This window comes from Arthrobacter sp. 05T47 (assembly GCF_056395825.1).
Genome location: NZ_JBFTKG010000033.1, coordinates 24,048 through 49,144, shown reverse-complemented (window position 1 = coordinate 49,144; position 25,097 = coordinate 24,048). Strand labels below are relative to the sequence as shown.

Here is a 25,097-nt window from a genome sequence, read left to right as displayed (position 1 = left end):
GCGAGGACACCGTCACCGAACTCCGCAACCACGTCGGCAAGGAAATCGGCCCGATCGCCAAACCCAAAACCATCCTCATCGTCCCCGAACTGCCCAAAACCCGGTCCGGAAAAATCATGCGCCGCCTCCTCAAAGACGTCGCCGAAGGCCGCGACCCAGGCGACGCGACCACCCTCGCCGACACCACCGTCATGACCCAGATCGCCCAATCACTGAAAAAATAGCCAGCGCCCCCTTCGACACGGGTTGCCGACAGCGTTCGCCCGACGGCGGCGCCGCCCACCCTGGTGGGCCGCGCCGCCGCCGTCGTTGAYCCTGCCGGCTGAAAGCCGCAGCAGCGGTCAACATCCCCGGGAACGGACAGTGGGCTGGTAACGAACAGCGGGCGCGGGCCCTCGGCGCGATAGATTTGCAGACATGACTGAAGCCACCCCCGCCAGCGGCGCAGGCCGCGGCACCATTCTGGTACTCAACGGACCCAATTTGAATCTGCTCGGCACCCGCGAGCCGGAGAAATACGGGACGGCGACGCTGGCCGACGTCGAACAGCTCGCCAAAGACGCCGGTGCGACACACGGACTGGACGTCGAGTGCTTCCAGTCCAACCACGAGGGTGCCCTGGTGGACGCCATTCACGCCGCCCGCGGGAAGGCGGTGGGAATCGTGATCAACGCCGGCGCCTACACGCACACGTCCGTGGCCATCCGGGACGCGATTTCCGCTGTTGCCCTGCCGACGGTCGAGGTGCACATCACCAATGTTCACGCCCGCGAGGCCTTCCGGCAYCATTCCTACCTTTCGGATGTCAGCAAGGCAGTGATCGCCGGCGCCGGGATTCTGGGCTACCGCTTTGCGGTCGAATACCTCGCCGGGCTGCACGCGGACAAAGACTGAGCATGTCCCCCGCGGAGCCGGCAGCGGCGTCTGGGGAATCGGCCACGGGGTCAGACACAGGGTCGGCCACGGAGTCAGACACAGCACAGTGGTACCGGCACTTCGGCACGGTCGATGCGCCCGGTTCCTCCCCGTGCTATGCGGCGTGGACCGTGGGGATCGCCGGAGACGCCGAGCTGATCCGGCGGATCGACCGGTGGCCGCATAACAAGCGCCAGCCGCTGCTGATCCTGGCCGCGGCGAGATTCCTCGGCGCGCAGGTCAGCCCCTACCGCGACTTCCGGATTTTCCTGGAAGAGCACTGGGCCCAGGTCTCGGACATCGTCCTTTCGCGGGCCACCCAGACGAACGAGGCCGGACGCTGCGCCACCTTGTTGCCGTCGCTGGCGCAGATTTCGGCCGTGGAGGACCGGCCCTTGGCCCTCATCGAGGTGGGCGCCTCCGCCGGCCTGGCCCTGTTCCCTGACCGTTATGGATACGAGTTTGTCCGAGYGGGGGACGACGGCGACGCTGCGGAAGCAGGCACCGACCCGGCGGCGGCCGCAGAGGCGCGGACGACGCGGCTGCTTCCGGCCGGCGCCGCGCCCGGCACGTACCCCGTCCTGCGCTGCGTCACCTCGGGTCCGGTGCCGCTACCGGCGGAAGTCCCCCGCGTGGTGTGGCGCGCAGGGATCGATCTCAACCCGCTGGACGTGCGCAACCCGGACGACGTCGCCTGGCTCGAAGCGCTCGTCTGGCCGGAGCAGGAGTTCCGGCTCGAGCGGCTGCGCCAGGCGATCGCCATCGCCCAGGAACGGCCGCCCCTGCTGGTGGCCGGCGATCTCAACGAACAGCTCGTGGACCTGGCGGGGCGCGCCCCGGCGGATGCCGCCCTGGTGGTATTCCACAGCGCCGTCATGGCCTATCTCGATGCCGCGGGCCGCTCCCGGTTCCGGCTGACCATGGCCGATCTCGCGGCGGAGCGTGGTTGCCGCTGGCTCTCGAACGAAGGCCATACAGTTCTGGCCCAGGCGGACGGCTCCAACGTGGTCCCGGAAATGGATGACGCCCGRCTCCGCGGCCGGTTCCTGTTGCTGCAGGACGGCGAGCCGGCTGCCATCACCGGCCCGCACGGGCAGAGCCTGGAGTGGCTCTAACCGGAGGGCGTTTCTAAACCGACCGCGACCGTAACCGGAGGGCGGCAGTCCCGCTGTTYTTTGCCGATCCGTGCTTGCTGCAGCGTTATTTCTTAATGCACTGTCCGGACGAGACGGCACTGCCCAAACCGGGCGCCTGGGCCGCGACGGGGCCGAGGTCATTCATGGTGATCGCAAATCCGAGCGAGGACTCAGTGGTCGCCTTGGCAAAGACCACCCCGGCCACCTGCCCGTCCATTGTCAGGAGCGGGCCTCCGGAGTTGCCCGGCTGCACGTCGCCGGCGAGCCGGTAAACGTCCTCGGGCRMGGCATTTTTGCCGTAGATGTCCGGGACCAGGACGGTGGTGATGTCCTGCACCGTGGCAGGTTTGGACTGGAAGGGGCCRCCATGCGGATAGCCGGCGAAGGCTGCGGCGCTGCCGGACGGCAGGTCAGCGGCCAGCGCCAGGGGYTCCGTGCGCAGGCCATCCACTGCCACGACGGCGAGGTCGTGCTGGGAGTCGAAGTACACAACGCGCCCAGGCAGCGCGCGGCCGCCGGGGGTCTCCACCACGGGCTCGTCGACGCCGGCGACCACATGGGCGTTGGTCACCACGCGGCCGGGGGCGACCACGAAGCCGGTTCCGGTCTGGTTCTGGCCGCACTGGTACGCGGTGCCGGCGATCTTGAGTACTGACGCGGCTGCCTTGTTCAGCGCCGGCGTGTCCGTGCTCGTGTCCGGGATGGCAACGGGCTGGCTCTGGCCGAAGCCGTCCAGCAGGGTGGGAATGCCCTCGCCGATCACCGCTGAGCGCAACTGGGCCATCGAYGCCTTGACCGGCGTCGGCGTCACGCCGTCGATGAACCTGATGACTTTTGACTCCGCGAGCTGCTGGGACACGAACGGCACGCCCARGGCCCCRATGCTGAACGCCAGCATCGACATCACGAGGGCGGACACCACCACGTTCACGCCTCCGCCGACGAGGCGGTCTGCGGCCCGCAGCGGGCTGAACGGGACCACGCTGCGGATGCGCCGWCCGATCATGGTGCCCAGGCCGTTTCCYACGATCATCAGCAGGACGGCGGTGGCAACGATTGCCGTCAGGCGCCAGCCGCTGTCCTCCACGAGCCCGCTCACTATGGGCACGGACACGAACGCGGCCACCGCGCCCGCCGCGAATCCGGCGATGCCTCCGAGCGTTACAAGGAAGCCGTTGCGAAGACCGTGGATCAGGTAGGACAAGAGCGCCACAATCAACGCCAGGTCCAAAATGGTCAAGCCAAACACCGGGGGCTCCTCACAGACAGTTCAGCGACGATTGTACCGGTGTAAGCTGAACGTTTGCCGACCGGCCGCCGGCCTGCACAGGGAACTGCGCGGACATCCCGGGCCGTGCGCTTTCGGCCCCTTCGGGCGTTTTGGTGCCAACTACGTCACAGAAGCSSCAAAATTCTGAAASAATGGCTGAAGCGCCCCAGCCGACACAGCTAGTCAGGAGATTTCATGGATATCGAGGTATTGCGCCGCGCACCCCTTTTCGCCACGCTCGACGACGAGGCGTTCCGTCTGCTGACGGACGAACTTACCGAGGTGGACCTTTCACGCGGTGCCTCGGTATTCCGGGAAGGCGATCAGGGTGACCAGCTCTACTTCATCGTCTCCGGCAAGGTCAAGCTTGGCCGCACGTCCCCGGACGGCCGCGAATCACTGCTGGCCATCCTCGGCCCGGGCGAACTTTTCGGCGAAATGGCRCTGTTTGACCCCAGCCCGCGCACGGCCACGGCAACCGCCGTCTCCGAGACGCGTCTCGCCGGCCTGAAGAACGAGAGCCTCAACGCGCTGCTGCGCACCCGCCCCGAGGTTTCGGCCCAGCTGCTGCAGGCCCTGGCCCGCCGCCTGCGCCGCACCAACGACTCACTCTCCGACCTCGTYTTCTCCGACGTGCCGGGCCGTGTGGCCAAGGCGCTGCTGGACCTGGCCGACCGCTTCGGCCGGCCGGCGACCGACGGCGTGCTGGTCGCRCACGAACTGACCCARGAAGAGCTGGCCCAGCTGGTCGGCGCYTCCCGCGAAACGGTCAACAAGGCTCTCGCTGAATTCGTGCAGCGCGGCTGGCTCCGCCTGGAAGCCCGCGCCGTCGTCATTCTCGACATGCAGCGCCTGCGCCAGCGTTCCCGSTAGGGATCCACAGCAACCACGAAGGCCGGCCCCGGAAACGGGACCGGCCTTCTGTTGTTAAACCMCGGCYTCGTCCGGGYGATTGTCCGCGGGACATGCCCAGCCTTGGTTGCGRGGACTGGRCATAATGCCACTATGTCCACCGGCCAGAGCCACCCGTGGGCATGTCCCGGGCTCAGGCGGGCCAAKGAGGGACATGTCCATTCGTGCCGAGCAGGGAAGGGCATGTCCCCCGCGGACACTGACTTCAACCCCCGGCCGCCGACTTCCGCGCCCGGACCTCCCGGACCTCCCGGACCTAGCGTTCCCTTTGGGGTTCGCCGGCGACGGTCGTGGCGGCCTCGACTTCGAGCACGAGCCGGCCGTCTTCCTCGACGAGCTTCGGCTGGTAGACGTGGGCCTTGCGTTTGTAGCTGAGGTAGGCGATGCAGCCGTTGGCCTTGGCCATCTTCTCGAGCATGATCTCCGAGCCCGGCACCAGGAGTTCGCCCAGGGTTCGCCCGACGGTGTTTTCCTGCCCTGCCTCGTCGCCGAGAGCCGTGGTGTCGCGCTCGAGCACAACCTTCCGGGCGCACACCCAGCGACCCCAYACGCCCTTGCTGGCCAGCAGTGACGGCTGCTGGTTCACGGGCACGGTGGCAGCAAAGTAGCGGGTGTTGAACCGGCGGTGCGCGAAATCGGGGCTGAGCCAGTTCACCAGGGGCTTGAGCAGGTCCGTGCGCAGCGAGAGCCCCCGCTTGGCGAGCAGTTCAGTGAAGGACTTCTCCTGCTCCGCGACGGCTTCACGGGCACGCATCCAGTCCGCGCTGGAGGTCATCTCCACCGTGGTGGACAGGTCGGGGCCCGCCAGCAGGAGGCCGGTCTCCTCGAACAGCTCACGGATGGCGCCCACAACGTGACGTCGCGCCAGCCCGACGTCGTCCGTCCCCATCTGCTCGGCCCAATGCTGGGGCGACGGGCCAAGCCAGCCGACGGCGTCGTCGTCGGATGCCTCCAGCGATCCCCCGGGGAAGGCGAGGACACCGAGCGGGGAAGAGCCCGTCCGGTAGCCGAGCCAGGTCTCCAGGCCTGTGGGCGAATCCCGCAGAAGGATCACCGAGGAGGCCAGGCGGGGGGCGCGGGGGGTCCGCTCACCGTGTTCAATCCAGCTCCGGGCTGCTCCCTCGAGATCGGGGGGCAGAACGAACAAGCGACGKGCTAACTGAGGCAACGAAGTGACCGGCCTTCTAAGCGAATTCGGCGATCAGTTCGACTTCGACGGGCGAGTCGAGCGGCAGGACAGAGACCCCGACAGCGGAGCGTGCGTGCTGGCCGGCGTCGCCGAGGACCTGGCCCAGCAGCTCCGAGGCGCCGTTGATGACGCCGGGCTGGCCGGTAAAGGAAGGATCGGAGGAAACAAACCCGACAACCTTGACGATCCGCGTGATCCGGTCKAGGTCGCCGATCACGCTCTTGACGGCAGCAAGGGCGTTGACGGCGCAGACGGCGGCGTAGGCCTTCGCGTCTTCCGGGGAGACGGTGGATTCGTCGGAGGCGCCCTGGGAGCCGGAGGACACCTTGCCGGTGGCCTCGAGCTTGCCGTTGATGAACGGCAGCTGCCCGGAGGTGTAGACGTGGTTGCCGGAGATGACCGCGGGGACATAAGCAGCGACCGGGGCGGCGACCTCGGGAAGCGTGAGGCCCAGCTCGGCCAGGCGCTGTTCGACGGCGGATGACGCGCCCGCGCCGTTAACGTGGGCCGCTGCGCCTGCGGCGCTTTCGGAGGTGTTTCCCGCGGCGGCCGACGTGGCCGGAACGGTTTCTGAGGGGTTGCTCATGGCTACTGCTTCTCCCGCTTCAGGTAGGCAACCAGGCCGTTTCCGTCAGGCCCGGGAACGACCTGGACGAGCTCCCAGCCGTCCTCGCCCCACTGGTCCAGGATCTGCTTTGTGGCGTGAATAATGAGCGGAATCGTGGCGTACTCCCATTTGGTCATGACATAAAGCCTAGTCGTTGCCGGTAAAGTGGAAAACATGGCGACTGGCAAGAACCCTTTATTCGACACGGCCACCACCCTCGGAAAGATCTTTCTTTTCCTGGGCGTGAGCGCCATTTGCGGCGTCCTGGTGGCAGGCCTCCTGGTCCCCGCGGCAGCCGTTTCAGGCAGCGCGGCAAGCGGTTCCATCCAGTTTTTTGACACCCTTCCSGCGGAGCTGAAGGTCGATCCGCCGAGCCAGTCGACCACGATCCTGGCCTCCGACGGCAGCGTGATCGCSAACCTCTACGCGGAGAACCGGACCCGCGTTTCGCTTGACCAGATGTCYCCGCACATCAAGGACGCGATCATCGCCATCGAGGACAGCCGCTTCTACGAGCACGGCGGYGTGGACACCACCGGCATCCTGCGCGCCCTSGTGAGCACCGCCCGCGGCAACAAGCAGGGCGCGTCCACSATTACGCAGCAGTACGTGAACAACGTCATCAACTCCTCGCTGGAGGCCGAAGGCAAGGGCGACGAGGTCCTCCTCAACGGCGTCAACAAGGGCGTCGGGGACAAGCTCCGTGAGATGAAGCTGGCCATCGCGCTGGAAAAGAAGTTCACCAAGGAGCAGATCCTCGAGGGCTACCTGAACATCGTSTTCTTCAACCGGGACGCCTATGGCATCGAAGCCGCKTCCAAGTTCTTCTTCAGCACCACGGCCAAGGATCTGACCCTGCCGCAGGCGGCACTGCTRGCCGGCGTCGTGAACAGCCCCTCCTTCTATGACCCGATCACGAATCCGGAGAACGCCAAGGTCCGCCGCGACCTSGTGCTCAAGGCGATGCTCACCCAGGGGAAGATCAAGCAGGCCGACTACGATGCAGCAGTCGCGACGCCGGTCGAAACCAAGGTCACCCAGCCCCGCCAGGGCTGCGCCTATTCGCAGACGGCGCCGTATTTCTGTGACTACGTGCTCCACTTGCTCCTGAACAACCCGGCCTACGGGGCCGACGCCGCAGAGCGTGAGCGGAAGATCTTCCGCGGCGGCCTGACCATCAAGACCACACTGGATCCGAAGGCCCAGGCCGTCGCCCAGGCCCAGGTTGACGGTTCGGCCGGCGCGAACCCGGACAAGTGGGGCGCCGCCCTGGTGTCCGTCCAGCCGGGCTCCGGCAAGATCATCTCCATGGCCCAGAACACCGTCTGGTTCCCGGCCGACGGCAAGTTCGACCAGACCCAGAACTTCAACGTGGACGTCCAGGACGCCAAGGGCAATGACCTCAACGGCCTCGGCGGCTTCCAGCCCGGCTCCACCATGAAGCCGTTCACGTTTGCGGAATGGCTCAATGAGGGCAAGTCGATGAGCACGCAGCTCAACGGAGCCGTGCGCCGGTACTCGCCCGGCTTCCCGTGGAAGAACACGTGCCCAACACCGACSACCGACTCGTACGACAGCGCCGCCGGCACCCACGACCTGCAGAATGCCGACGAGAACCACTACAAGTACATGTCTGTCCTTGACGGGCTGGCGAACTCGATCAACACCATCACTTTCGCCTCTGCCGCCCAGGTGGACCTCTGCGGGATCCAGAAGGTCGTCGAYGCCGTCGGGATCCACGGCGGTCTGCCCACCCCGGACAGCCCCAACCCCCAGGTCAACATGACCCGGCTCTCCAACCTCATTGGAGCCACCCAGACGGCGCCGCTGACCATGGCCAGCGCGTTCGCCACCTTCGCCAATGACGGCAARTACTGCGAGCCGATGGCCATCGATTCGGTGACGGATGCAACCGGCGCCCAACTGCCGGCCCAGACACAGAACTGCAAGGATGCGGTCAACCCCGACGTGGCCCACGGCGTCGCGTACGCCATGCAGGAAGTGCTCAACCGCGGCTCGGGCTCGCTGATCCAGCCCCGGATTTCGACCCGGACCAGCTTCCCGATCGCCGCCAAGACCGGAACCAATGACAACAACAGCTCCACCTGGGTGGCGGGCTACACCAAGGGCCTCGCGACCGCCACGTGGTTTGGCGATCCCCTGGGCGCCCAGGACCGCGCCGGGCAGAATGTCACGATCAACGGCAACTTCTACAAGGGCATCGACGGCTACATGATCGCCGGGCCGCAGTTCTCGAACTACATGTCCCAGGTCGCGCCGGCTTACGGCACCGATCCGTTCCCTGCTCCGCCGTCGAGCATGCTGTACTCCCCGGCGCCGGTGACAACGCCCCGGGCCACCACCCCGACGAGCGAGAGCACCGCGCCGGCCACGGAACCGTCCGCCAACCCGACGCCGGCACCTACACAGTCGTCCGGCAAAAAGAAGTAGCCGTTGATCCCGGGAAATGATCTGGCGAGCCGCGTTCGAAACATCGGACGCGGCTTTGCCGTGACCGCGGCGCTCGGGGCGGCGGCAGGGGCGGCGACCGCGGGGTACGGGCTGTGGGAGAAAAACCAGTTCGTTCTCAGGGAAGAAACCGTTCCCATCCTGCCGGCCGGGTTTGGCCCGTTCCGGATCCTCCACCTCTCCGATATCCACTTCGTTCCGGGCCAGCACCGGAAGGCCCAGTGGCTTTCCTCCCTCGCGGAGCTGCGGCCGGACCTCGTGGTCAACACGGGCGACAACCTCAGCCATGCCAAGGGCGTGGCACCCTTGCTGGCGGCCCTGCGCCCCCTGCTGGATTTCCCCGGCGTGTTTGTCCCCGGCTCGAACGACTACTTCGGCCCGAGCTTCAAGAACCCCGCCTCATATTTGCGCGGGCCCTCGGCGCAGCGCAAGGACCCGGAGAAACTCGATTGGCCGCGGCTGAGGTCCGAGTTCGGCATGTCCGGCTGGGTGGATGTGACCAACCGCTGCCAGTCCSTGGTGCTGAGGGGCATCCGCTTCGATTTCTCCGGCGTCGACGATCCCCATCTGCGCCTGGAACGGTACGCCGACTGGCCGCGCGGCACCAAGGGCCGGGCCGCCGACCCGCACCTGCGCGTCGCGCTGGCGCACGCGCCATACCAGCGCGTCCTGGACCACTTCACCGAAGCCGGGGCCGATCTCCTCCTGGCCGGGCACACCCACGGCGGACAGATCTGCGTTCCGGGATACGGGGCCCTGGTCACCAACTGCGACCTTCCCACCTGGCGGGCCAAGGGCCTGCACACCTGGGTAAGCAACGGCAGCACGACGCCGGTGAACGTCTCGGGTGGGATCGGCACCTCCCGCTTCGCCCCCGTCCGCATCGCCTGCCGCCCCGAAGCCGTACTGCTCACGCTGACCTCCCGCGCCTGAGCCTGTTCGCGCCCGGTCCTGCCCGCGTCTGCGGCCTGAGGGGTGGACATGCCCTCCCCGCGGCGCCATTCAGTCTGACGGGTGGACATGCCCTCCCCCGGTTGCGAGCACTGGACATATCGGCATCATGTCCACTCCATGCGGCCACCGCTGGACATGTCCCACCGGGGTCGGCGCCAAGACTGGGCATGTCCCAGGGGTCCGGCAACGCCACCCGCCCGCCCGGCAGGCACTGCGGACTGTGATGACTGGGCGAGATCCCGGGACCGCCGCGCAACGAGTGAATCCGGTCACGCGATGGCCTAGGGTAGTTGCTACAGGAAACTACATTCAATGTGCTATCTACGCACGGGCGTCTTAAGAAGCAGGCATGGCCAAGCAGAGTTCGTTCTTCACTTCCATCAGCCGTCTCTATCGGCACGTCAGGCCAATCATGCCGCGGCTGGTGATGGGCCTGCTGTGCGCCCTGCTGGCGAGTGTCATGGCGCTGGCGATCCCCCAGGTGCTGCGCGTGCTGGTCAACGAGTCCCTGCAGCCCGGCGGCAGCCCGGATGCCGTCTGGGGCGCCTCGCTCCTGATCCTCGTCCTGGGCATCGCCGAGGCCGGCCTCGTGGCCCTGCGCCGTCAGTTCGTGATCAATCCGGCCACCACAGTGGAAACCCGGATGCGCGTTTCGCTCTACGGGCACCTTCAGGAGCTCACGGTCTCCTTCCATGACCGCTGGGGTTCCGGGCAGCTGCTCTCCCGGGCCATGACGGACCTGAACTTCCTGCGCCGCTGGATGGCCTTCGGCGCCATCATGCTGGTGGTCACCACGCTCACCGTGGTGATCGGCGTCGTGGTGATGTTTTCCATGAGCTGGCAGCTGGCCCTGATCTTCCTGGCCGCCGCCGTGCCGATCATGATCTACGGGTTCCGCTTCCGGACCCGGTTCAGCAAGGTGGCACGCCGCAGCCAGGACCAGGCCGGGGACCTCGCCACGACGGTCGAGGAATCCGTCCACGGCATCCGCGTCCTGAAAGCCTTCGGCCGCAGCCGGGAAGCCCTGGAGAACTTCAACGAACAGGCCGAGGGACTCCGCCAGACCGAGATCGCCAAAGCCAAGCACCTGGCGACCTTCAGCCTGGTGGTGACGCTCCTGCCCGAGCTCGCGCTCGGCGCCGGGCTCGTCGTCGGCGTCCTGCTGGCCTCGACGGACCAGCTGTCCATCGGCTCGCTCGTGGCCTTCTTCGCCACCGCCGCCGTGGTTGCCGCGCCGGTGGAGTTCTGCGGCATGCTGCTGGCGATGGCCCTCACCGCGAAGTCCGCGGTGGACCGGCACTTCGAGGTCATGGACGCGCAGAACACGATCACCAGCCCGGACCAGCCCCGCCGGCCGTCCCGGCTCAAGGGCGCTCTCAGCTTCCGCGACGCCTCGTTCGCGTACGAGGACGCCCCGGACAAGCCGATCCTGAAAAACATCACCCTGGACATCCGCCCCGGCGAAACCATGGCCCTCGTCGGCATCACGGGCAGTGGCAAGAGCGCCCTGCTCCAGCTGGTCCCCCGCCTGTACGAGGTCACCGGTGGTTCCATCACCATCGACGGCGTGGACCTGCGCGAGTTCGGCGTGGAGGAGCTGCGCACGGTAGTCGCCGTCGCGTTCGAAGACACCACGTTGTTCTCCAGTTCCGTCCGGGACAACGTGCTGCTTGGCGCCCCCGACGGCGGTGCTCCCGACGGCGATGCGCCCGGCGCCGGCTCGGCGGAAGGCCGCGACGCGGCCCTGGAGGAAGCGCTCGACGTCGCGCAGGCCCACTTCGCCTATTCCCTGCCGGACGGGGTGGACACGCTGATCGGCGAGGAGGGCCTCAGCCTTTCAGGCGGCCAGCGGCAGCGCATCGCCCTGGCACGCGCCATCGCCGCGAAACCTGCCGTGCTGGTCCTGGACGACCCGCTCTCGGCGCTGGATGTGAACACCGAGGTACTCGTCGAGGCACGGCTGCGTGAGGTCCTCGCGGACACCACCACGCTGATCGTGGCCCACCGGCCCTCCACGGTGGCGCTGGCCGACCGCGTGGCCCTTCTCGAGGACGGCAGGATCGCCGCCGTCGGAACCCACACGGAACTGCTCGCCAAGAACAGCCACTACCGCTACGTGATCGCCAGCCTGGACACGGAACCGCGGGACCTGGATTCAGAATTGTCCGCCCTCGAGGACCAGTCCGAGGAGATTTCCCGATGAGCAGCGCAACGTTCGGCACCGCCAATGAGGACAACGCGCACCTCAGCAGGAATGAGAGCAAGGCCGTGCGGCGCCGCTCCCTGGCCCTGTTGGGCTCGCTGATCCGCCCCGTCCGGGCGCGCTTCTGGCTGACCATTGGCGCGGTCGTCCTGTCCCAGGCCGCCCGCGTGGCCGGACCCGCGCTGATAGCCTTCGGGATCGACCACGCCCTGCCGGCCGTGCGCGCCGGCAACAGCCTCCCCCTGATGCTCGCCGGCGTCGCCTACCTCGCCGCGGCCGCCGTGGCGGCCGGCCTGACAGCCCTGTACGTGACCTCGACGGCGCGGCTCAGCCAGGCCATGCTGCTGGACCTCCGCGTCCGGGTGTTCCGCCACACGCAGCGCCTGAGCCTGGAATTCCACGAGAAATACACCTCCGGCCGCATCATCGCCCGGCAGACCTCGGACCTGGAGGCCCTGCGCGAGCTCCTGGATTCGGGGGTAAGCTCGCTGGCCTCGGGAATGCTGTTCATGGCGTTCACGGCCGTGACGGTGTTCGTCCTGGACTGGCGCAGCGGGCTGCTGGTGCTGGCCGCCGGAGTGCCGATGTACTTCCTGGCCCGCTGGTACCAGAAGCACTCGCAGATCGCCTTCCGCGAATCCCGGGTGGTCTCGGCCCGGCTGATTGTGCACTTCGTGGAGACCATGACCGGCATCCGCGCGGTGAAGGCATTCCGGAAGGAAGGCGAGAACGCCGCGCGTTATGCCGGGCTTTCCGAGGACTACCGGCGCGCGACGGTCCGCTCCATCAATCTCAACGGCATCTTCCAGCCGGGGCTGGTGCTGATCGGGAACGTGTGTGTGGCCCTCGTGCTGCTCACCGGCGGTTTCCGGGTACTTAGCGGCGAGCTCGAGGTGGGTGTGCTCCTGGCCCTGATCCTGTCCACCAAGCGGTTCTTCCAGCCCGTGGACCAGATGGCGATGTTCTACAACTCCTTCCAGAGTGCCCAGGCGGCACTGGAAAAGGTCTCGGGCCTGCTCGAGGAGGTCCCCACGGTGCGGCCGCCGAAAAACCCGGTGGCCCTGGAGCACGCGCGGGGCGGCATCGATTTCAACGGCGTCGAATTCCGCTACGGCGACGGCCCGGTGGTGATCCCGCGGCTGGATCTGCACATCCCGGCCGGCCAGACGGTCGCCCTCGTCGGGCAGACCGGCGCCGGCAAGTCCACCCTCGCGAAGCTGATCGCCCGCTTCTACGACGTCTCGGCCGGGTCCCTCACCCTCGACGGCGTGGACCTGCGCCAGCTCACCACCGAGGACCTGCGCCGGAACGTCGTCATGGTCACCCAGGAGGCCTTCCTGTTCAGCGGCTCCGTGGCGGACAACATCGCCCTGGGCCGGCCGGGAGCCTCCCGCGAGGAGATCGAGGACGCGGCCCGGGCCGTGGGGGCGCACGCCTTCATCACGGAGCTTCCGGACGGCTACGACACGGACGTCAACAAGCGCGGCGGCCGCGTCTCCTCCGGACAGCGCCAGCTGATCAGCTTTGCCCGGGCGTTCCTGGCCCGCCCGCCCGTCCTGATCCTGGACGAGGCGACGTCCTCGCTGGACATCCCGTCGGAGCGCATGGTCCAGCAGGGCCTCGCGGGGCTGTTGCGCAGCACGCGGGAGGCGGACGCCGGTGAGGTATCGGGCCCCCAGGGATCCGGCGTCGGGCGGACAGCGCTGATCATTGCCCACCGGCTCTCCACCGTGGAGACGGCGGACCGGGTCTTGGTGGTGCACGACGGACGCGTCGTCGAAGACGGCACCCCAGAGCAGCTGATCGGCGACGGCGGCGCCTTCGCCRGGCTCCACGGCGCCTGGAAAGACTCGCTGGTCTGATCCCCCTGGGCCGTGACGACGGCGCAACACCGCCTCGCCACATCCCCGATTTCACATCCGGGGCCTTGATCGGATACTCTTGTGAAGTTGCTTTTGAAGCAGCGGATCGGGATGTGGCGCAGCTTGGTAGCGCGCGTCGTTCGGGACGACGAGGTCGCAGGTTCAAATCCTGTCATCCCGACCATAGATAAAAAGAGGGCCCTCCACACGGAGGGTCCTCTTTTTGTTTCCCTGCCTGTTCTGGCTTCCGGCGCAGGGAACCCCCGACGCGGTGATCCCCGGCGCAGTGATCCCCGGCGCAGGGACGATGCTCCGGACACAGCAGAGCCCCGGGAGAAGTCTCCCGGGGCTGTGCTGTTGGATCGGGGGCTGTTACATCGGATCGGGCCAGTTGCCGACGTTCAGCTTGTGGGTCATGGGGTCGGGCCAGTTGCCCACCGCCTGGGCCGCGCGCATGGGATCCGGCCAGTTGCCGACGGCGGCAACGTGTGAGACATCAGTAAGTGAAGCAGCGGACAGCACGGCCGGGGCCGCGGCGGAGAATGCCAGTGCGCCCGCCAAAACGGCGCCGGCTGCAATCTTCTTCAACATAGAGTTCCTCAATATGGGTTGGGGTCCTTAACCAAGTCAGCACTACCCTTGTTGACACACATTGTAAAATGGTTTCCACAGAGACTGTCAAGCATTTAGTACAAAGAATGTCCGGAATTAGGAGGTATCCGTGGGGAACGGATTTGGGGAGAAGCTCCGCGCGGAACGGCTCGAAAGGGGCCTGACGCAAGCGGAACTGGGCCGTGACCTGTACTCCCCCAGCTACATTTCTCTGCTGGAAACCGGACGCCGCGAGCCGACGGCCGATGTCATCGAAGAGCTTGCCCGCCGGCTCGAACTGGCCCCCAAGGCACTCGAAGCGTGGAGCCAGCCGGTATCGGTCAGCGACGCCGAATACGTCCTTGCGGGACTGTACGCCCGGCAGGCCTGGGACCTGCGGGATTACCCCGTGGCCGCCACCCACGCCGCCGCCGCCGCCAAAATCGCCCTGGAGGCCAAGAACACCAGCGCATGGTGGAACATGACCTACATGCAGGCCGAGTGCCTGATCAAGCAGGGCCTCTGGCAGGAGTGCAAGGACGTCGTGCAGAATCTGCTGGAACACCCCATGGCCGCGGAGTCCGCCGGACTCGGCGTCCGGGCCCAGCAGATGCTCGCCGCAGCCTCGCAGGGGCAGGGACAGCTGACTGCCGCCGTCGAGCACGCCCAGGAAGCCGTCCGGCTCTGTGCCGAGCTGCCCAAGGGCTCCACGATGATTATCGGCGCCCTCCGCGCCCTCATCGGCGCCCTGGCCGAGAGCGGCCGCCTGGACGAGGCCTGGGAATACTGCCAGGCCATGAACGAGCAGATGGATGACCACTCGATGTCCCAGCTCGCCGGCGAAGTGGCATGGGTGATCGGCAACGTGGCCTTCATGCGCCACGACTACCCGGAGGGGATCAAGTACCACGAGCGTGCCGGCAGGCTGCTCTCCCCGGCGAATGACATCGACCTCTGGGCCCGGTTCAACAAGGCCTCCGCCGCCGTCCGCCTGTCCTCGGGAATCGTTGAACCCGAAACCCTGTCATCGATCGAGCGCGCCGAACTGGCCCTCTCCATTGTTGGCGGCAACAAAACGGACCAGCTCGAGGTGGCCTTCATCCGGGCCCGCTGGCTCTACCTCACGGGCGACATCGTCGCAGCCGTCCAGAAGCTGCGCGAGATCCACGCCGAGCGCGAGGCGCTGGCCCGGCACACGGCGGGCGAGGTCTCGCTGCTGCTCGGCAAGGCCCTCAAGGCTGCCGGGGAGTCCGCCGAGGCCCTGGTGTACCTCGAGGAGGCCCAGAAGGAGTTCAGCGCGGCCGGCGCCTCGGACCGGGTCCAGCAGGCGCTCGATGCCGTGCTCGAGATCAAGCTGGCACAGCGGCGGGCCGAGGCCGCCTCCGCGGAGGCATAGGCCCGCGCGGCTCGCGCGCTCCCGGGGCGGTACTGCCGCCGCCGGAGCACTGCAGCCGCGGGAAACTGCCGCCGCGCCGCCCTCTAGGCGAACGTGCGGCCGGTGAGCTTCTCGTAGGCCTCCACGTAGCGGCTGCGCGTGCGCGCCACGACGTCGGCTGGAAGGACCGGCGGAGGGGTGTCGGAGGCCTTGTCCCAGCCGGATTCCGGCGAGGTCAGCCAGTCGCGCACGTACTGCTTGTCGTAGGAGGGCTGGGCCTGACCGGGCTGGTACGTGGCCGCATCCCAGAAGCGGGACGAATCCGGGGTCAGCACCTCGTCTCCCAGGGTGATCACGCCGGTCGCCGCGTCGAGGCCGAACTCCACCTTGGTGTCGGCCAGGATGATGCCGCGGCCGCGCGCGATTTCTTCGGCCTTGGTGTAAATCTCCAGGGTCAGCCGGCTCAACTCCGCCGCGACGTCCGCACCCACAAGGCCCACGACGGCGTCGTAGGTGATGTTCTCGTCGTGCTCGCCCACCTCGGCCTTCGCCGACGGAGTGAAGATGGCGTGCTCCAGCCGCGATCCGTCAACGAGGCCGGCGGGCAGCGGGATGCTGCACACGGTGCCCGACTCGCGGTACTCCAGGAGCCCCGAGCCGGTGAGGTAGCCGCGGGCGATGCATTCGACCGGGAACATGTCCAGCTTCTTGCAGATCATCGCCCGGCCCTCGACGGCGGCGGGGACACCGCCGTCGACCGTGGACGCGAGGACGTGGTGGGCGACGCCGAGCTGTTCGAACCACCACAGGCTCAGCTGGGTCAGGATGCGTCCCTTGTCCGGGATTTCGCTGGCCAGCACGTGGTCGTAGGCGCTGATGCGGTCGCTCGCCACCACCAGGACGCAGTCCTGGCCGAAGCGTTCCGCGGAAGCCGGGTCCGCCGGGACGTAGAGGTCGCGGACTTTTCCGGAGTAGACGTGCTGCCACCCGGGCAGGTCCAGCGTGGCGGTGTCGAGTCCGCCCTTGGGCTTGGTCTCGGGTGCCTGGGCTGCGGGTTCGCTCATGGTCACGCCTTCGCTTTCGACGCGGCCGGGGTTCCCGGCGCAGCAACCCGGATTTGGCCGCGGGCGGCCTTGCGGCCAATGTCGGTGCGGAACTGGCTGCCGTCGAGCTGGACGAGTTCGACGCCGTCGTACGCCCGTTCCCGGGCCTCCACAAGGTCCGTGCCGAGCGCGACGACGGCCAGGACGCGGCCGCCGGCGGAGACCACCCGGCCTTCGTCGTCCAGTTTCGTGCCGGCGTGGATGACGTGGACGCCGTCCAGCGCATCGACCTTCTTCAGGCCCCGGATGCGGTCGCCGGTGCGCGGTGTGTCGGGGTAGTTTTCCGCGGCCACGACGACGGCGACGGCAGTGTCCTTGGACCAGCGCAGCGGCTGCACCTTGTCCAGGTCGCCCTTGGCGGCGGCCATGAGCAGCCCGCCGAGGGGCGTCTTGAGCCGGGCGAGGACGGCCTGGGTTTCGGGGTCGCCGAAGCGGACGTTGAATTCGATGACCCGCGTGCCGCGCGACGTCAGGGCGAGGCCGACGAACAGGACGCCAACGAACGGAGTGCCGCGGTGGGCCATCTGGTTGACCGTGGGCTGGGCGACGCGGTCCAGCACCTCCTGGACCAGGCCTTCGGGGGCCCATTCCAGGGGCGTGTAGGCGCCCATGCCGCCGGTGTTGGGGCCCTCGTCGTTGTCGAAGATGCGCTTGAAGTCCTGCGCCGGGGACAGGGCCACCGTGTTGGTGCCGTCGCACAGGACGAACACGGAGACCTCGGGGCCGTCCAGGAACTCCTCGATAACCACGGTTCCGCCGGCGTCGAAGCAGGTCTGGGCGTGGGCCAGGGCCTCATCGCGGTTCCCGGTGACCACGACGCCCTTGCCGGCGGCGAGGCCGTCATCCTTGACGACGAAGGGGGCACCGAACGTGTCGAGGGCGTCGGCGGCTTCCTCGGCATTGGAGGCCACGCGGGCCATCGCCGTGGGGACGCCGGCCTCGGCCATGACTTCCTTGGCGAAGGCCTTGGACGCTTCGAGCTGGGCCGCTGCCTGGCTCGGACCGAACACCGGGATGCCGGCGGCGCGGACGGCGTCGGCCACTCCGGCGGCGAGGGGCGCCTCGGGGCCGACCACCACCAGGTCCACGCTGAGCTTGACGGCCAACGCGGCGACGGCGTCGGGGTCGTTCGCGTCGATCGCATATGTGGGGACCAGCGCGCTGATGCCGGCGTTGCCCGGGGCCGCGTGGACCTCGGAAACGTTGGGGTCGGCGAGCAAGGATCGGACAATGGCGTGTTCGCGGCCGCCGGGGCCGATGACAAGTACCTTCACAGTCTCCAAGGGTACGTGGTGCACCCCGCAGGCTCCTAAGCTGTGTCGGCCGCCGGACATGCTCAATCTTCATGGCGGGCCTCACTGTTGGCTTGACGGTGGGGCTTCGCTGTGCGGCCGACCCCGCCGCCGCAGCAAACCGCGGGACATGCCCAGTCCTGGCCGCGACCAGTGGGCACAATGCCATCATGTCCATGCCCGGACCCCAAGGCTGGACATGTCCCCCGGGCTCCGGAGCATGTCCACGTCGGGACCCCGAAGCTGGACATGTCCCCCGGGCCCGGGAGCATGTCCATGCCGGGACCCCAAGGCTGGACATGTCCCACCTCGGTCGGGGAGCATGTCCGTGACGCCGGGAGAATGACCGGGCGTCAGACAATCCGCGGGGCGCGCCGCTACGAATGGCCTGTATGAACCAGCCCAGCATGAAGCCCAGCAAGCGGTCCCGCGGCGCCACGGCCCTGGCCGCGGTGGCCGGTGTGGCCGCCGCCGCCGTCGTCCTGTCCGTCGCGGAACTGATCGGCGCGTTCTTCACCACGCGGGCGACGCCGCTGATCGCGCTGGGCTCGACGTTCATCGACTTCACCCCGCTATGGATGAAGAACTTTGCCGTGGAAACGTTTGGCACTAATGACAAAGCCGCGCTGTTCGTCGGGATGGCTGTCACCATCCTGCTTCTCGCGTGCGTGCTCGGCATCGTGGCGTACCGGAAATGGGCCCTGGGGGTGGCCGGTGTAGTGCTCATGGGCGCCGTCATCGTCGGCAGTGTGATCACCCGGGCCAGCGTCAAACCGGTCGACGCCATCCCTTCCCTGATCGGCACCGTGGCCGGGTTGGTGGTGCTCCGTCTCCTGATCACCCGGCTGTGGCGGATGCAGGAGTGGCCGGACAGCGCCGCCGACGTCGCCGCGAAGGATCCCGAGCGCCCGGCCACTACGCGGCGCGCTTTCTTCGCCGCCGCCGGCATCACCGCGGCCGCCTCGGGCATTGCCGCCACCGGCGGGCGCCTGCTGAGCGCCGCCCGCAGCAACGTGGCCGCGGCCCGCGAATCCCTGAAGCTGCCCGCACCCTCCAAGGCCGCCGCCGCGGTCCCGGCCGGTGTCCAGTCCAAGGTCCCCGGCGTCACGCCGTGGCTGACCCCGAACAAGGACTTCTACCGGATCGACACCGCCCTCAGCGTCCCGGAGATCAACGCCCAGGACTGGGAATTGCGCATCCACGGCCTCGTCGAGCAGGAAATCCGGCTCACCTTCCAGGACCTCCTCGACGCCCAGCTCATCGAATCCCATGTCTCGCTGACCTGTGTGTCCAACCCGGTCGGCGGCAACCTTGCCGGCAACGCCAAATGGCTGGGCATGCCCCTCCGCGATGTCCTGAAGATGGCCCGGCCTAAACAGGGTGCGGACATGGTGCTGTCCACTTCGATCGACGGTTTCAGTGCCTCCACCCCGCTGGAGGTCCTCCAGGACGACGGCCGCGACGCGATGCTGGCGATCGGCATGAACGGCGAGGCCCTGCCCCTGGAACACGGCTACCCGGTGCGGATGGTGGTACCCGGCCTGTACGGCTTCGTCTCTGCCACCAAGTGGGTGGTGGACCTGGAAGTGACCCGGTTCGCGGACAGCAAGGCGTACTGGACCCAGCGCGGTTGGTCCGAGCGCGGCCCGATCAAGACCATGGCGCGGGTGGAAGTGCCCAAGTCCTTCGCCAAAGTGCCCGCCGGAAAGGTCGCAGTCGGCGGCACCGCGTGGGCCCAGACCCGCGGCATCACCAAGGTCGAGCTGCAGATCGACAGCGGCCCCTGGACCGAGGCAGTGCTCTCCGACGAGGCCTCCCTCATCACGTGGAGGCAATGGTCCTTCGAGTGGGATGCCACGCCCGGACCGCACTACATCAAGGTCCGCGCCACGGACGGCACCGGCGAGCTCCAAACGGACAAACGCGCGGACCCGGTCCCGGACGGCGCCTCCGGCTGGCAGTCAGTCATGGTGACCGTGGAATAACCGGGGTATCGGCACCCGGCACCATAGACTTGCTGCATGGCTTTGAACCCGCATGCAACCTTCACAGTCGACTCCGCCGTCGAACTGGCAGTCATCGAACGCAGCGGCTTCGTTGAGTCCCGCCACATCGGCTCTGCCGTTGTGATGGCTGCGGACGGAACGGTCGTAATCGAGCTCGGCGATGTCACCGCCCCCATCTTTGCCAGGTCCACGCTCAAGCCCCTGCAGGCACTTGCCTCGATGCAGTCCGGGGTGCCCCTGCGCGGAGCCCAGGTGGCCATCGCATGCGGTAGCCACATCGGGTCCCTTGACCACATGGACGTGGTGGAGGGCATGCTGAAGGCGGCCGGGGCCAAGGAAGACCAGCTGCAGTGCCCGGCCGACTGGCCCCAGGATGAGACCGCCCGAAACTGGCTCGTCCAGACCGAGCGAGGCAAGTCCCGGCTGGCCTTCAACTGTTCGGGCAAACACGCCGCGTTCCTGTGGGCCTGCACGGAGAACGGCTGGGACAAGAACAGCTACCTCGAACCGAACCACCCGCTGCAGCAGCGCATCCGCTCGGTCATCGAGGAGTACTGCGGCGAACACATCGCCCATCTCGGCATCGACGGCTGCGGCGCGCCGGTGGCTGCCGTCTCCCTGACCGGCCTGGCCCGGGCCTACTCGAAGCTGGCCAAGGCCCCCGGCGACAAGAACTCCAACGCGCGGGCCGCCACGATTGCCACTTCCATGCTGGACTACCCTTGGGCGGTCCAGGGACGCGGACAGGCCAACACGATTGTCATGGACGAGCTCGGCATCCTGGCCAAGATCGGCGCCGAGGGAGTGCTGGTCATGGCCACCCGCCAGGGTGTCTCCGTTGCCATCAAGATGCTCGACGGCAACATCCGGGCCACCACGCTCGTGGGGCTGACCCTCCTCGCCGCTTCCGGCGCCGTCGAAATTCCCGAAGTGTCCAGCGTCCTGGACAAGGTGGTGGACCCGGTCCTGGGCGGTGGACGCCCGGTAGGCAAGATCCGGCTCGGGCGGGCCGTCGCGGCACTGCTGGACTAGGAACCGGAGGCAGGAACGTGGCTGTATCGCGCCGTCGAATCGCCGTGGACGAAGGCCGGGCGGCGCTTGCCGCCTGGCAGGCCGCCAACCCGGCTGCCGCGGCACCGGACACCGAAGGGACCAGCGCCGTCCCGCGCTCCACGATCGCGACGGCGGTGCGCTACTCACTGGAGGAAGTCACCGCCCGGGCGCCCGGCAACTCCGTCGAGGTCCGCGTCCCGCCGTTCGGCGTCACGCAGTGTGTGGAGGGCCCGCGGCACACCCGCGGCACCCCGCCGAACGTGATCGAGTGCGACGCCGCCACCTGGCTGGCGATGGTCAGCGGGCAGTTGGGCTGGGCAGACGCCGTCGCGGCCGGCAAAGTTGCCGCCTCAGGACTGCGCGCGGACCTCTCCGCCCTCCTGCCCCTGTAACCGCGACGCCCTGGGCGCTGGTCCCCTGGCCGGGCCCCGTTGCCGGCCCCTATGCCAGGGCACCTGCGGCCGGGACTCAGCCCCGCCCGATGAACGGCATGCCCGCGGCCGTGACCACGACGGATCCCACGTTGGCCGACGCCGGCATCCCGGCCATCAGCAGCACGGCCCGGGCGGCGTCCTGCACCGGAAATGTCGGCTCGGCCCGCAGGCTGCCGTCGGCCTGGACAGCCCCGGAGCCGACGCCGATCTCGTCCATGAGGTCTGTTGCCGCATTGCCGATATCGATTTGTCCGCAGCTGATGCCGAACCCGCGCCCGTCGAGGTCGATGCTTTTGGTCAGCCCCGTGATCGCGTGCTTGGTCACTGTGTAGGCGACAGTCCGCGGCCGGGGCGAATGCGCCGCGATCGAACCGTTGTTGATGATCCGTCCGCCCTGGGGCGACTGGGCCTTCATGGCCCGGACGGCGGCCGCGGCACAGAGGAGGGAGCCGGTGAGATTCACGGCGACGGTCGCGTCCCAGTCCTCCACGGTGATCTCGTCCACCGAGGCGCCGGGGCCGAACACGCCGGCGTTGTTGAAGAGGACGTCCACCCGTTCCCACTGCTGCAGCGCCGTGGCGAAGAGTCGCTCGACGTCGGCGGGAACGGTGACATCGCAAGGGACCGCGAGCGCCTGGCGGTGGCCGGCCGCGGTCTCGAGGAGGGGCTCCTCCCGCCGCCCGGCCAGCACCACGCGGTAGCCCTCGGCCAACATGAGCCGGGCCACGGCCCGGCCGATGCCGGAGCCGGCTCCGGTGACGACGGCGACCTTTCCGGGGGTATGGTGCTGGCTCATTCGGTCCTCCTCGACGATTTGCGCGGTCTGCGCGGCTGCCCGGCCAGCCTATCGCCGAGACGGCAGATCACGGCAGTGTTGCGCGGCCCGACCGCCGCGTACTGTCATCTCGACGGCGGATTTCGGCGGGGCAGCCGGGTGCATCCAGTGTGGGATTGACCTACCGGGCGTCGTCATCCCGCTCCCGGGTCTGCCGCCCCGTGTGGTAGCCGGACCAGAAGGCCAGCACCAGCAGCCCGACGCCGACCAGCGCGATACCGGTCCAGGTCTCGGCACCCATGAACATGAGCCCTTGGGGCAGGTCGGGCCTCGTGGCCAGCGGGGCATACGCGAACCAGCCAAAGTCCTCGGAGGACACCGGCTGGGCAAGTAGGACCAGGCCGGCGAGCAGCATGGCCGCGGCAACGAGCGGCACTGCCACCCGGCCGATTGCATTCTTCCGGGCACCGCCGGCTCTCCGGTTCCCCTGCTGGTCCATGGCCATACTGTAACCGCCCGGCACCGGGAACGCGCCAGCGGAAACGGCCCTCCCCGGCGGACCGGTGCCGGCGGCGGAGGGGTACCAGCGGAGGACCGGTGGCAGCGGCGGTCCAAGGTGGGCGATCGGTGGAGGATCAGTGGCGGGCCTGTGCCCGCTTTCCCGCCGCCAGCGGCCCGACCACTGCGGAGTGTGACCGCCCGCTGGCGCGCCGCCCCCTGATCACGCGCGCGGACGAGCCGGGCACGGCGGCCCGCCCATCAGCGCTGCGGTCCCTGATCAGGCCGGTTCCGGCGATCTCGCGCGCCTGGGCGATGCCGGCAACCGCCGCCTTCTTGGTGGGAAACGTGACCGAGACGGCCATCAGCTTTCCTGCCCCGTCCATCATCCGAATGCGGTAGCCGCCGTCGGGCGCGTCCACGAGCTCAAAATATCCCGCCATTGCAAAATCCTCATTCCCTCGTATCCCCCGCCTTGGTATTAGTAAGTGTACTTACTTTGCGGTGGAGGGAAAGTGCTGAAAGTCCCGCCGTCCCCAGGGAACCGCACGCTCCGTGCCCTTGGGGAAGCGCACGCTACCCGCGCGGCGGCGGGGTGTCGCTGCGGCGGACGCCGTCTTCATGCAGTTCCAGCGCGCTCATCACCAGGGCGAAGTGACTGAAGGCCTGCGGCGTGTTGCCCAGCTGCCGGCCGGCCTCGACCTCCCACTCCTCGCTGAGGAGCCCGACGTCGTTGCGCAGCGCCAGCAGGCGTTCGAACAGCTCCCGGGCCTCGTGGCGGCGGCCCGCGCCGATCAGGGCCTCCACCAGCCAGAACGAGCACGCCAGGAACACCCCTTCCTCGCCCGGCAGCCCGTCGTCGCTCTGCGCCGGAAGGTAGCGGCGCAGGAAACCGTCGTGCGTCAGCTCGCGCTGGACAGCGTCGATGGTTCCGATGATGCGCGGATCGTCCGGCGGGAGGAACCCCACCCGGGGCAGCAGCAGCAGGCTCGCATCCAGCTCGGGCCGCCCGTAGGACTGCACGAAGGTGTTGCGTTCGGCGTCGAAGCCGTTGGCCATGACCTCGTCGTGGATCCTGTCACGCAACTCCTCCCACCTGTCCGCCGGTCCGGTCAGGCCGAAGTCCCGGACACCCTTGACCATGCGGTCCGCCGCCACCCACGCCATCACCTTGGAGTGGGTGAAGTGGCGCTGCGGACCGCGCATTTCCCACAGCCCGTTATCCGGCTGGGTCCATGCAGTCTCGAGATGTTCCATGAGTGCCACCTGGACATCCCAGGCGTCGTCGGTGTGCTTGAGGAGCGAGTTCCGGGTCAGGGACAGGCAGTCCAGCACCTCTCCCCAGACGTCGAGCTGCAGCTGGCCGGCGGCGCCGTTTCCGGTGCGGACCGGAGCGGAATTCTCGTAGCCTTTCAGCCACGGCAGTTCGAGCTCCGGCAGCCGGCGTTCGCCATGGAGGCCGTACATGATCTGCAGATCCGCGGGATCACCGGCGACGGCGCGCAGCAGCCAGTCCCGCCACGCGCCGGCCTCCTCCGTGTAGCCCGCCGCCAGCAGCGCTTGCAGGGTGAGGGTGGCGTCGCGCAGCCAACAGAAGCGGTAGTCCCAGTTCCGCGTGCCGCCGATCTCCTCCGGCAGGGATGTCGTCACGGCGGCGACGATGCCCCCCGTGGGCGCGAAGGTCAAGGCTTTGAGGGTGATCAGCGAGCGCTGGACCGCGTCGCGGTGCGGCCCGGTGATCTTGCACTTCGCAGACCAGTCCTGCCAGAACTGCTCGGTGGAGGCAAGGACCGCTTCGGGGTTCACGGTCCGTGGCCGGCGGAGGTGGCTGGGGCTCCAAGTCAGCACGAAGGGCACGCGCTCACCCGCCGAGACCGTGAAGTCGCTGACTGTGTGCATCCGCTCGCCGCGCAGCGGTGCCCGGGTCACCAGATAGACGGCGTCGGGCCCGGCGACGGCGTGGATCCCGCGATCGTCGTGGCGGACCCACGGCACAATGTGGCCATAGTCGAACCGGAGCGCCAGTTCGCCGCGCATCCGCACCGTGCCACGGACTCCGACGACGATCCGCACGATGTCCGCCACTTCGTCGCGCGGTGGCATGAAGTCAATGATCCTGACCTTGCCCTCGGGCAGGTCCCACTCGGTTTCCAGGATAAGTGTGCCCTCGCGGTAGCGTCGCCGCGTGCATTCGCCGCCGCCTTCGGGGGCCAGCAGCCACCGGCCGGCTGCGGGGGTGTCCAGGAGGGCGCTGAAACACGCAGGCGAGTCGAATCGCGGCAGGCACAGCCAGTCGATGGAGCCTTCGGTGCTGATCAGGGCCGCCGTGTGCAGATCCCCGACCATTGCATAATCCTCGATGCGTGCCATGGGACTTACAGTGCCACACCGGGCCGCGGCAGACGAGAACCGGACCGCGGACTCCGACGGCGGCGGCGACGCCTCCGCAACGC

23 protein-coding genes and 1 tRNA gene are annotated in these 25,097 nt (G+C 68.1%); 13 read left to right on the top strand and 11 right to left on the bottom strand.

What is annotated here, in order from left to right; translation table 11 throughout:
- The 3 genes from AC1DEY_RS18495 to AC1DEY_RS18485 form a co-directional block, all read left to right on the top strand.
- Positions 1-224, top strand: a 224-nt coding sequence (locus tag AC1DEY_RS18495; protein ID WP_476869242.1) for an AMP-binding enzyme, incomplete at its 5' end; no start/stop codon positions are given.
- A gap of 193 nt (positions 225-417) precedes the next feature.
- Positions 418-894 carry a type II 3-dehydroquinate dehydratase gene (aroQ, locus tag AC1DEY_RS18490; protein ID WP_476869241.1) on the top strand — a complete coding sequence of 159 codons (477 nt, stop codon included), beginning with the start codon at positions 418-420 and terminating at the stop codon, positions 892-894.
- A gap of 2 nt (positions 895-896) precedes the next feature.
- A complete protein-coding gene (locus AC1DEY_RS18485) occupies positions 897-2,030 on the top strand; it encodes a DUF2332 domain-containing protein (protein ID WP_476869240.1) in 1,134 nt (377 codons plus the stop codon).
- 85 nt (positions 2,031-2,115) lie between these two features.
- On the opposite strand, the gene AC1DEY_RS18480 is transcribed toward AC1DEY_RS18485, so the two are convergent.
- Complete coding sequence (locus AC1DEY_RS18480; RefSeq protein WP_476869239.1) at positions 2,116-3,300, bottom strand: MarP family serine protease; 1,185 nt, start codon at positions 3,298-3,300, stop codon at positions 2,116-2,118.
- A gap of 216 nt (positions 3,301-3,516) precedes the next feature.
- Here AC1DEY_RS18480 and AC1DEY_RS18475 point away from each other — a divergent pair, with 216 nt between their 5' ends.
- Positions 3,517-4,194, top strand: coding sequence for a Crp/Fnr family transcriptional regulator (locus AC1DEY_RS18475; RefSeq protein ID WP_011693220.1), 678 nt, complete (start codon positions 3,517-3,519; stop codon positions 4,192-4,194).
- 295 nt (positions 4,195-4,489) lie between these two features.
- Here AC1DEY_RS18475 and AC1DEY_RS18470 read toward each other — a convergent pair whose 3' ends face one another.
- Genes AC1DEY_RS18470 through AC1DEY_RS18460 form a run of 3 tightly spaced genes read right to left on the bottom strand, consistent with a single transcriptional unit; the run spans position 4,490 to position 6,166 of the window.
- Positions 4,490-5,401, bottom strand: a complete 912-nt coding sequence (locus AC1DEY_RS18470; RefSeq protein WP_476869238.1) for an NUDIX hydrolase — start codon at positions 5,399-5,401, stop codon at positions 4,490-4,492.
- 16 nt (positions 5,402-5,417) lie between these two features.
- Positions 5,418-6,008 carry a RidA family protein gene (locus AC1DEY_RS18465; protein WP_476869237.1) on the bottom strand — a complete coding sequence of 197 codons (591 nt, stop codon included), beginning with the start codon at positions 6,006-6,008 and terminating at the stop codon, positions 5,418-5,420.
- Positions 6,009-6,010: 2 nt separating this feature from the next.
- Positions 6,011-6,166, bottom strand: coding sequence for a DUF4177 domain-containing protein (locus AC1DEY_RS18460; RefSeq protein WP_009359196.1), 156 nt, complete (start codon positions 6,164-6,166; stop codon positions 6,011-6,013).
- A gap of 37 nt (positions 6,167-6,203) precedes the next feature.
- On the opposite strand from AC1DEY_RS18460, the gene AC1DEY_RS18455 reads away from it, so the two are divergent.
- The 5 genes from AC1DEY_RS18455 to AC1DEY_RS18435 all read left to right on the top strand — a co-directional run bounded on the left by AC1DEY_RS18455 (position 6,204) and on the right by AC1DEY_RS18435 (position 13,701).
- Positions 6,204-8,480 (top strand): transglycosylase domain-containing protein, encoded by a 2,277-nt coding sequence (locus AC1DEY_RS18455; RefSeq protein ID WP_476869236.1) that lies wholly within the window; start codon positions 6,204-6,206, stop codon positions 8,478-8,480.
- Between the two features lie 3 nt (positions 8,481-8,483).
- The gene (locus tag AC1DEY_RS18450; protein WP_476869235.1) at positions 8,484-9,431 is read left to right on the top strand and encodes a metallophosphoesterase; all 948 of its coding nucleotides are present in this window, start codon (positions 8,484-8,486) and stop codon (positions 9,429-9,431) included.
- A 370-nt stretch (positions 9,432-9,801) separates the two neighbouring features.
- Positions 9,802-11,655, top strand: coding sequence for an ABC transporter ATP-binding protein (locus AC1DEY_RS18445; protein WP_476869234.1), 1,854 nt, complete (start codon positions 9,802-9,804; stop codon positions 11,653-11,655).
- Positions 11,652-13,517 (top strand): ABC transporter ATP-binding protein, encoded by a 1,866-nt coding sequence (locus tag AC1DEY_RS18440; RefSeq protein ID WP_476869233.1) that lies wholly within the window; start codon positions 11,652-11,654, stop codon positions 13,515-13,517. Before AC1DEY_RS18445 ends, AC1DEY_RS18440 begins: the two co-directional genes overlap by 4 nt.
- A 107-nt stretch (positions 13,518-13,624) precedes the next feature.
- Positions 13,625-13,701: transfer RNA gene (locus AC1DEY_RS18435), tRNA-Pro, on the top strand.
- Between the two features lie 188 nt (positions 13,702-13,889).
- Here the strand turns inward: AC1DEY_RS18435 and AC1DEY_RS18430 are convergent.
- Positions 13,890-14,108, bottom strand: coding sequence for a hypothetical protein (locus AC1DEY_RS18430; RefSeq protein ID WP_441411279.1), 219 nt, complete (start codon positions 14,106-14,108; stop codon positions 13,890-13,892).
- A gap of 130 nt (positions 14,109-14,238) precedes the next feature.
- On the opposite strand from AC1DEY_RS18430, the gene AC1DEY_RS18425 reads away from it, so the two are divergent.
- Positions 14,239-15,504, top strand: a complete 1,266-nt coding sequence (locus AC1DEY_RS18425; RefSeq protein WP_441411278.1) for a helix-turn-helix domain-containing protein — start codon at positions 14,239-14,241, stop codon at positions 15,502-15,504.
- An 83-nt stretch (positions 15,505-15,587) separates the two neighbouring features.
- On the opposite strand, the gene AC1DEY_RS18420 is transcribed toward AC1DEY_RS18425, so the two are convergent.
- Both AC1DEY_RS18420 and purD read right to left on the bottom strand, forming a co-directional pair.
- Positions 15,588-16,547, bottom strand: coding sequence for a phosphoribosylaminoimidazolesuccinocarboxamide synthase (locus AC1DEY_RS18420; RefSeq protein ID WP_476869232.1), 960 nt, complete (start codon positions 16,545-16,547; stop codon positions 15,588-15,590).
- Positions 16,548-16,549: 2 nt separating this feature from the next.
- On the bottom strand, positions 16,550-17,860 hold the full coding sequence (purD, locus tag AC1DEY_RS18415; protein ID WP_476869231.1) for a phosphoribosylamine--glycine ligase: 1,311 nt from the start codon (positions 17,858-17,860) through the stop codon (positions 16,550-16,552).
- 410 nt (positions 17,861-18,270) lie between these two features.
- On the opposite strand from purD, the gene AC1DEY_RS18410 reads away from it, so the two are divergent.
- From AC1DEY_RS18410 to AC1DEY_RS18400, 3 genes are read left to right on the top strand one after another with little or no spacing between them, the layout of a single operon-like run.
- Positions 18,271-19,863, top strand: coding sequence for a molybdopterin-dependent oxidoreductase (locus AC1DEY_RS18410; RefSeq protein ID WP_476869230.1), 1,593 nt, complete (start codon positions 18,271-18,273; stop codon positions 19,861-19,863).
- Positions 19,864-19,899: 36 nt separating this feature from the next.
- Entirely contained in the window at positions 19,900-20,916 is a 1,017-nt protein-coding gene (locus tag AC1DEY_RS18405) for an asparaginase (RefSeq protein ID WP_476869229.1), read from the top strand.
- 17 nt (positions 20,917-20,933) lie between these two features.
- Positions 20,934-21,329 (top strand): sterol carrier family protein, encoded by a 396-nt coding sequence (locus AC1DEY_RS18400; RefSeq protein WP_476869228.1) that lies wholly within the window; start codon positions 20,934-20,936, stop codon positions 21,327-21,329.
- Positions 21,330-21,405: 76 nt separating this feature from the next.
- Here the strand turns inward: AC1DEY_RS18400 and AC1DEY_RS18395 are convergent, their stop codons facing one another.
- The 4 genes from AC1DEY_RS18395 to AC1DEY_RS18380 form a co-directional block, all read right to left on the bottom strand.
- Complete coding sequence (locus AC1DEY_RS18395) at positions 21,406-22,167, bottom strand: SDR family oxidoreductase (protein WP_476869227.1); 762 nt, start codon at positions 22,165-22,167, stop codon at positions 21,406-21,408.
- Between the two features lie 160 nt (positions 22,168-22,327).
- The gene (locus tag AC1DEY_RS18390; RefSeq protein WP_476869226.1) at positions 22,328-22,645 is read right to left on the bottom strand and encodes a hypothetical protein; all 318 of its coding nucleotides are present in this window, start codon (positions 22,643-22,645) and stop codon (positions 22,328-22,330) included.
- A gap of 136 nt (positions 22,646-22,781) precedes the next feature.
- On the bottom strand, positions 22,782-23,087 hold the full coding sequence (locus AC1DEY_RS18385; RefSeq protein WP_476869225.1) for a YegP family protein: 306 nt from the start codon (positions 23,085-23,087) through the stop codon (positions 22,782-22,784).
- Between the two features lie 133 nt (positions 23,088-23,220).
- A complete protein-coding gene (locus AC1DEY_RS18380) occupies positions 23,221-25,014 on the bottom strand; it encodes a glycoside hydrolase family 15 protein (RefSeq protein WP_476869224.1) in 1,794 nt (597 codons plus the stop codon).
- Positions 25,015-25,097: the final 83 nt, after the last annotated feature.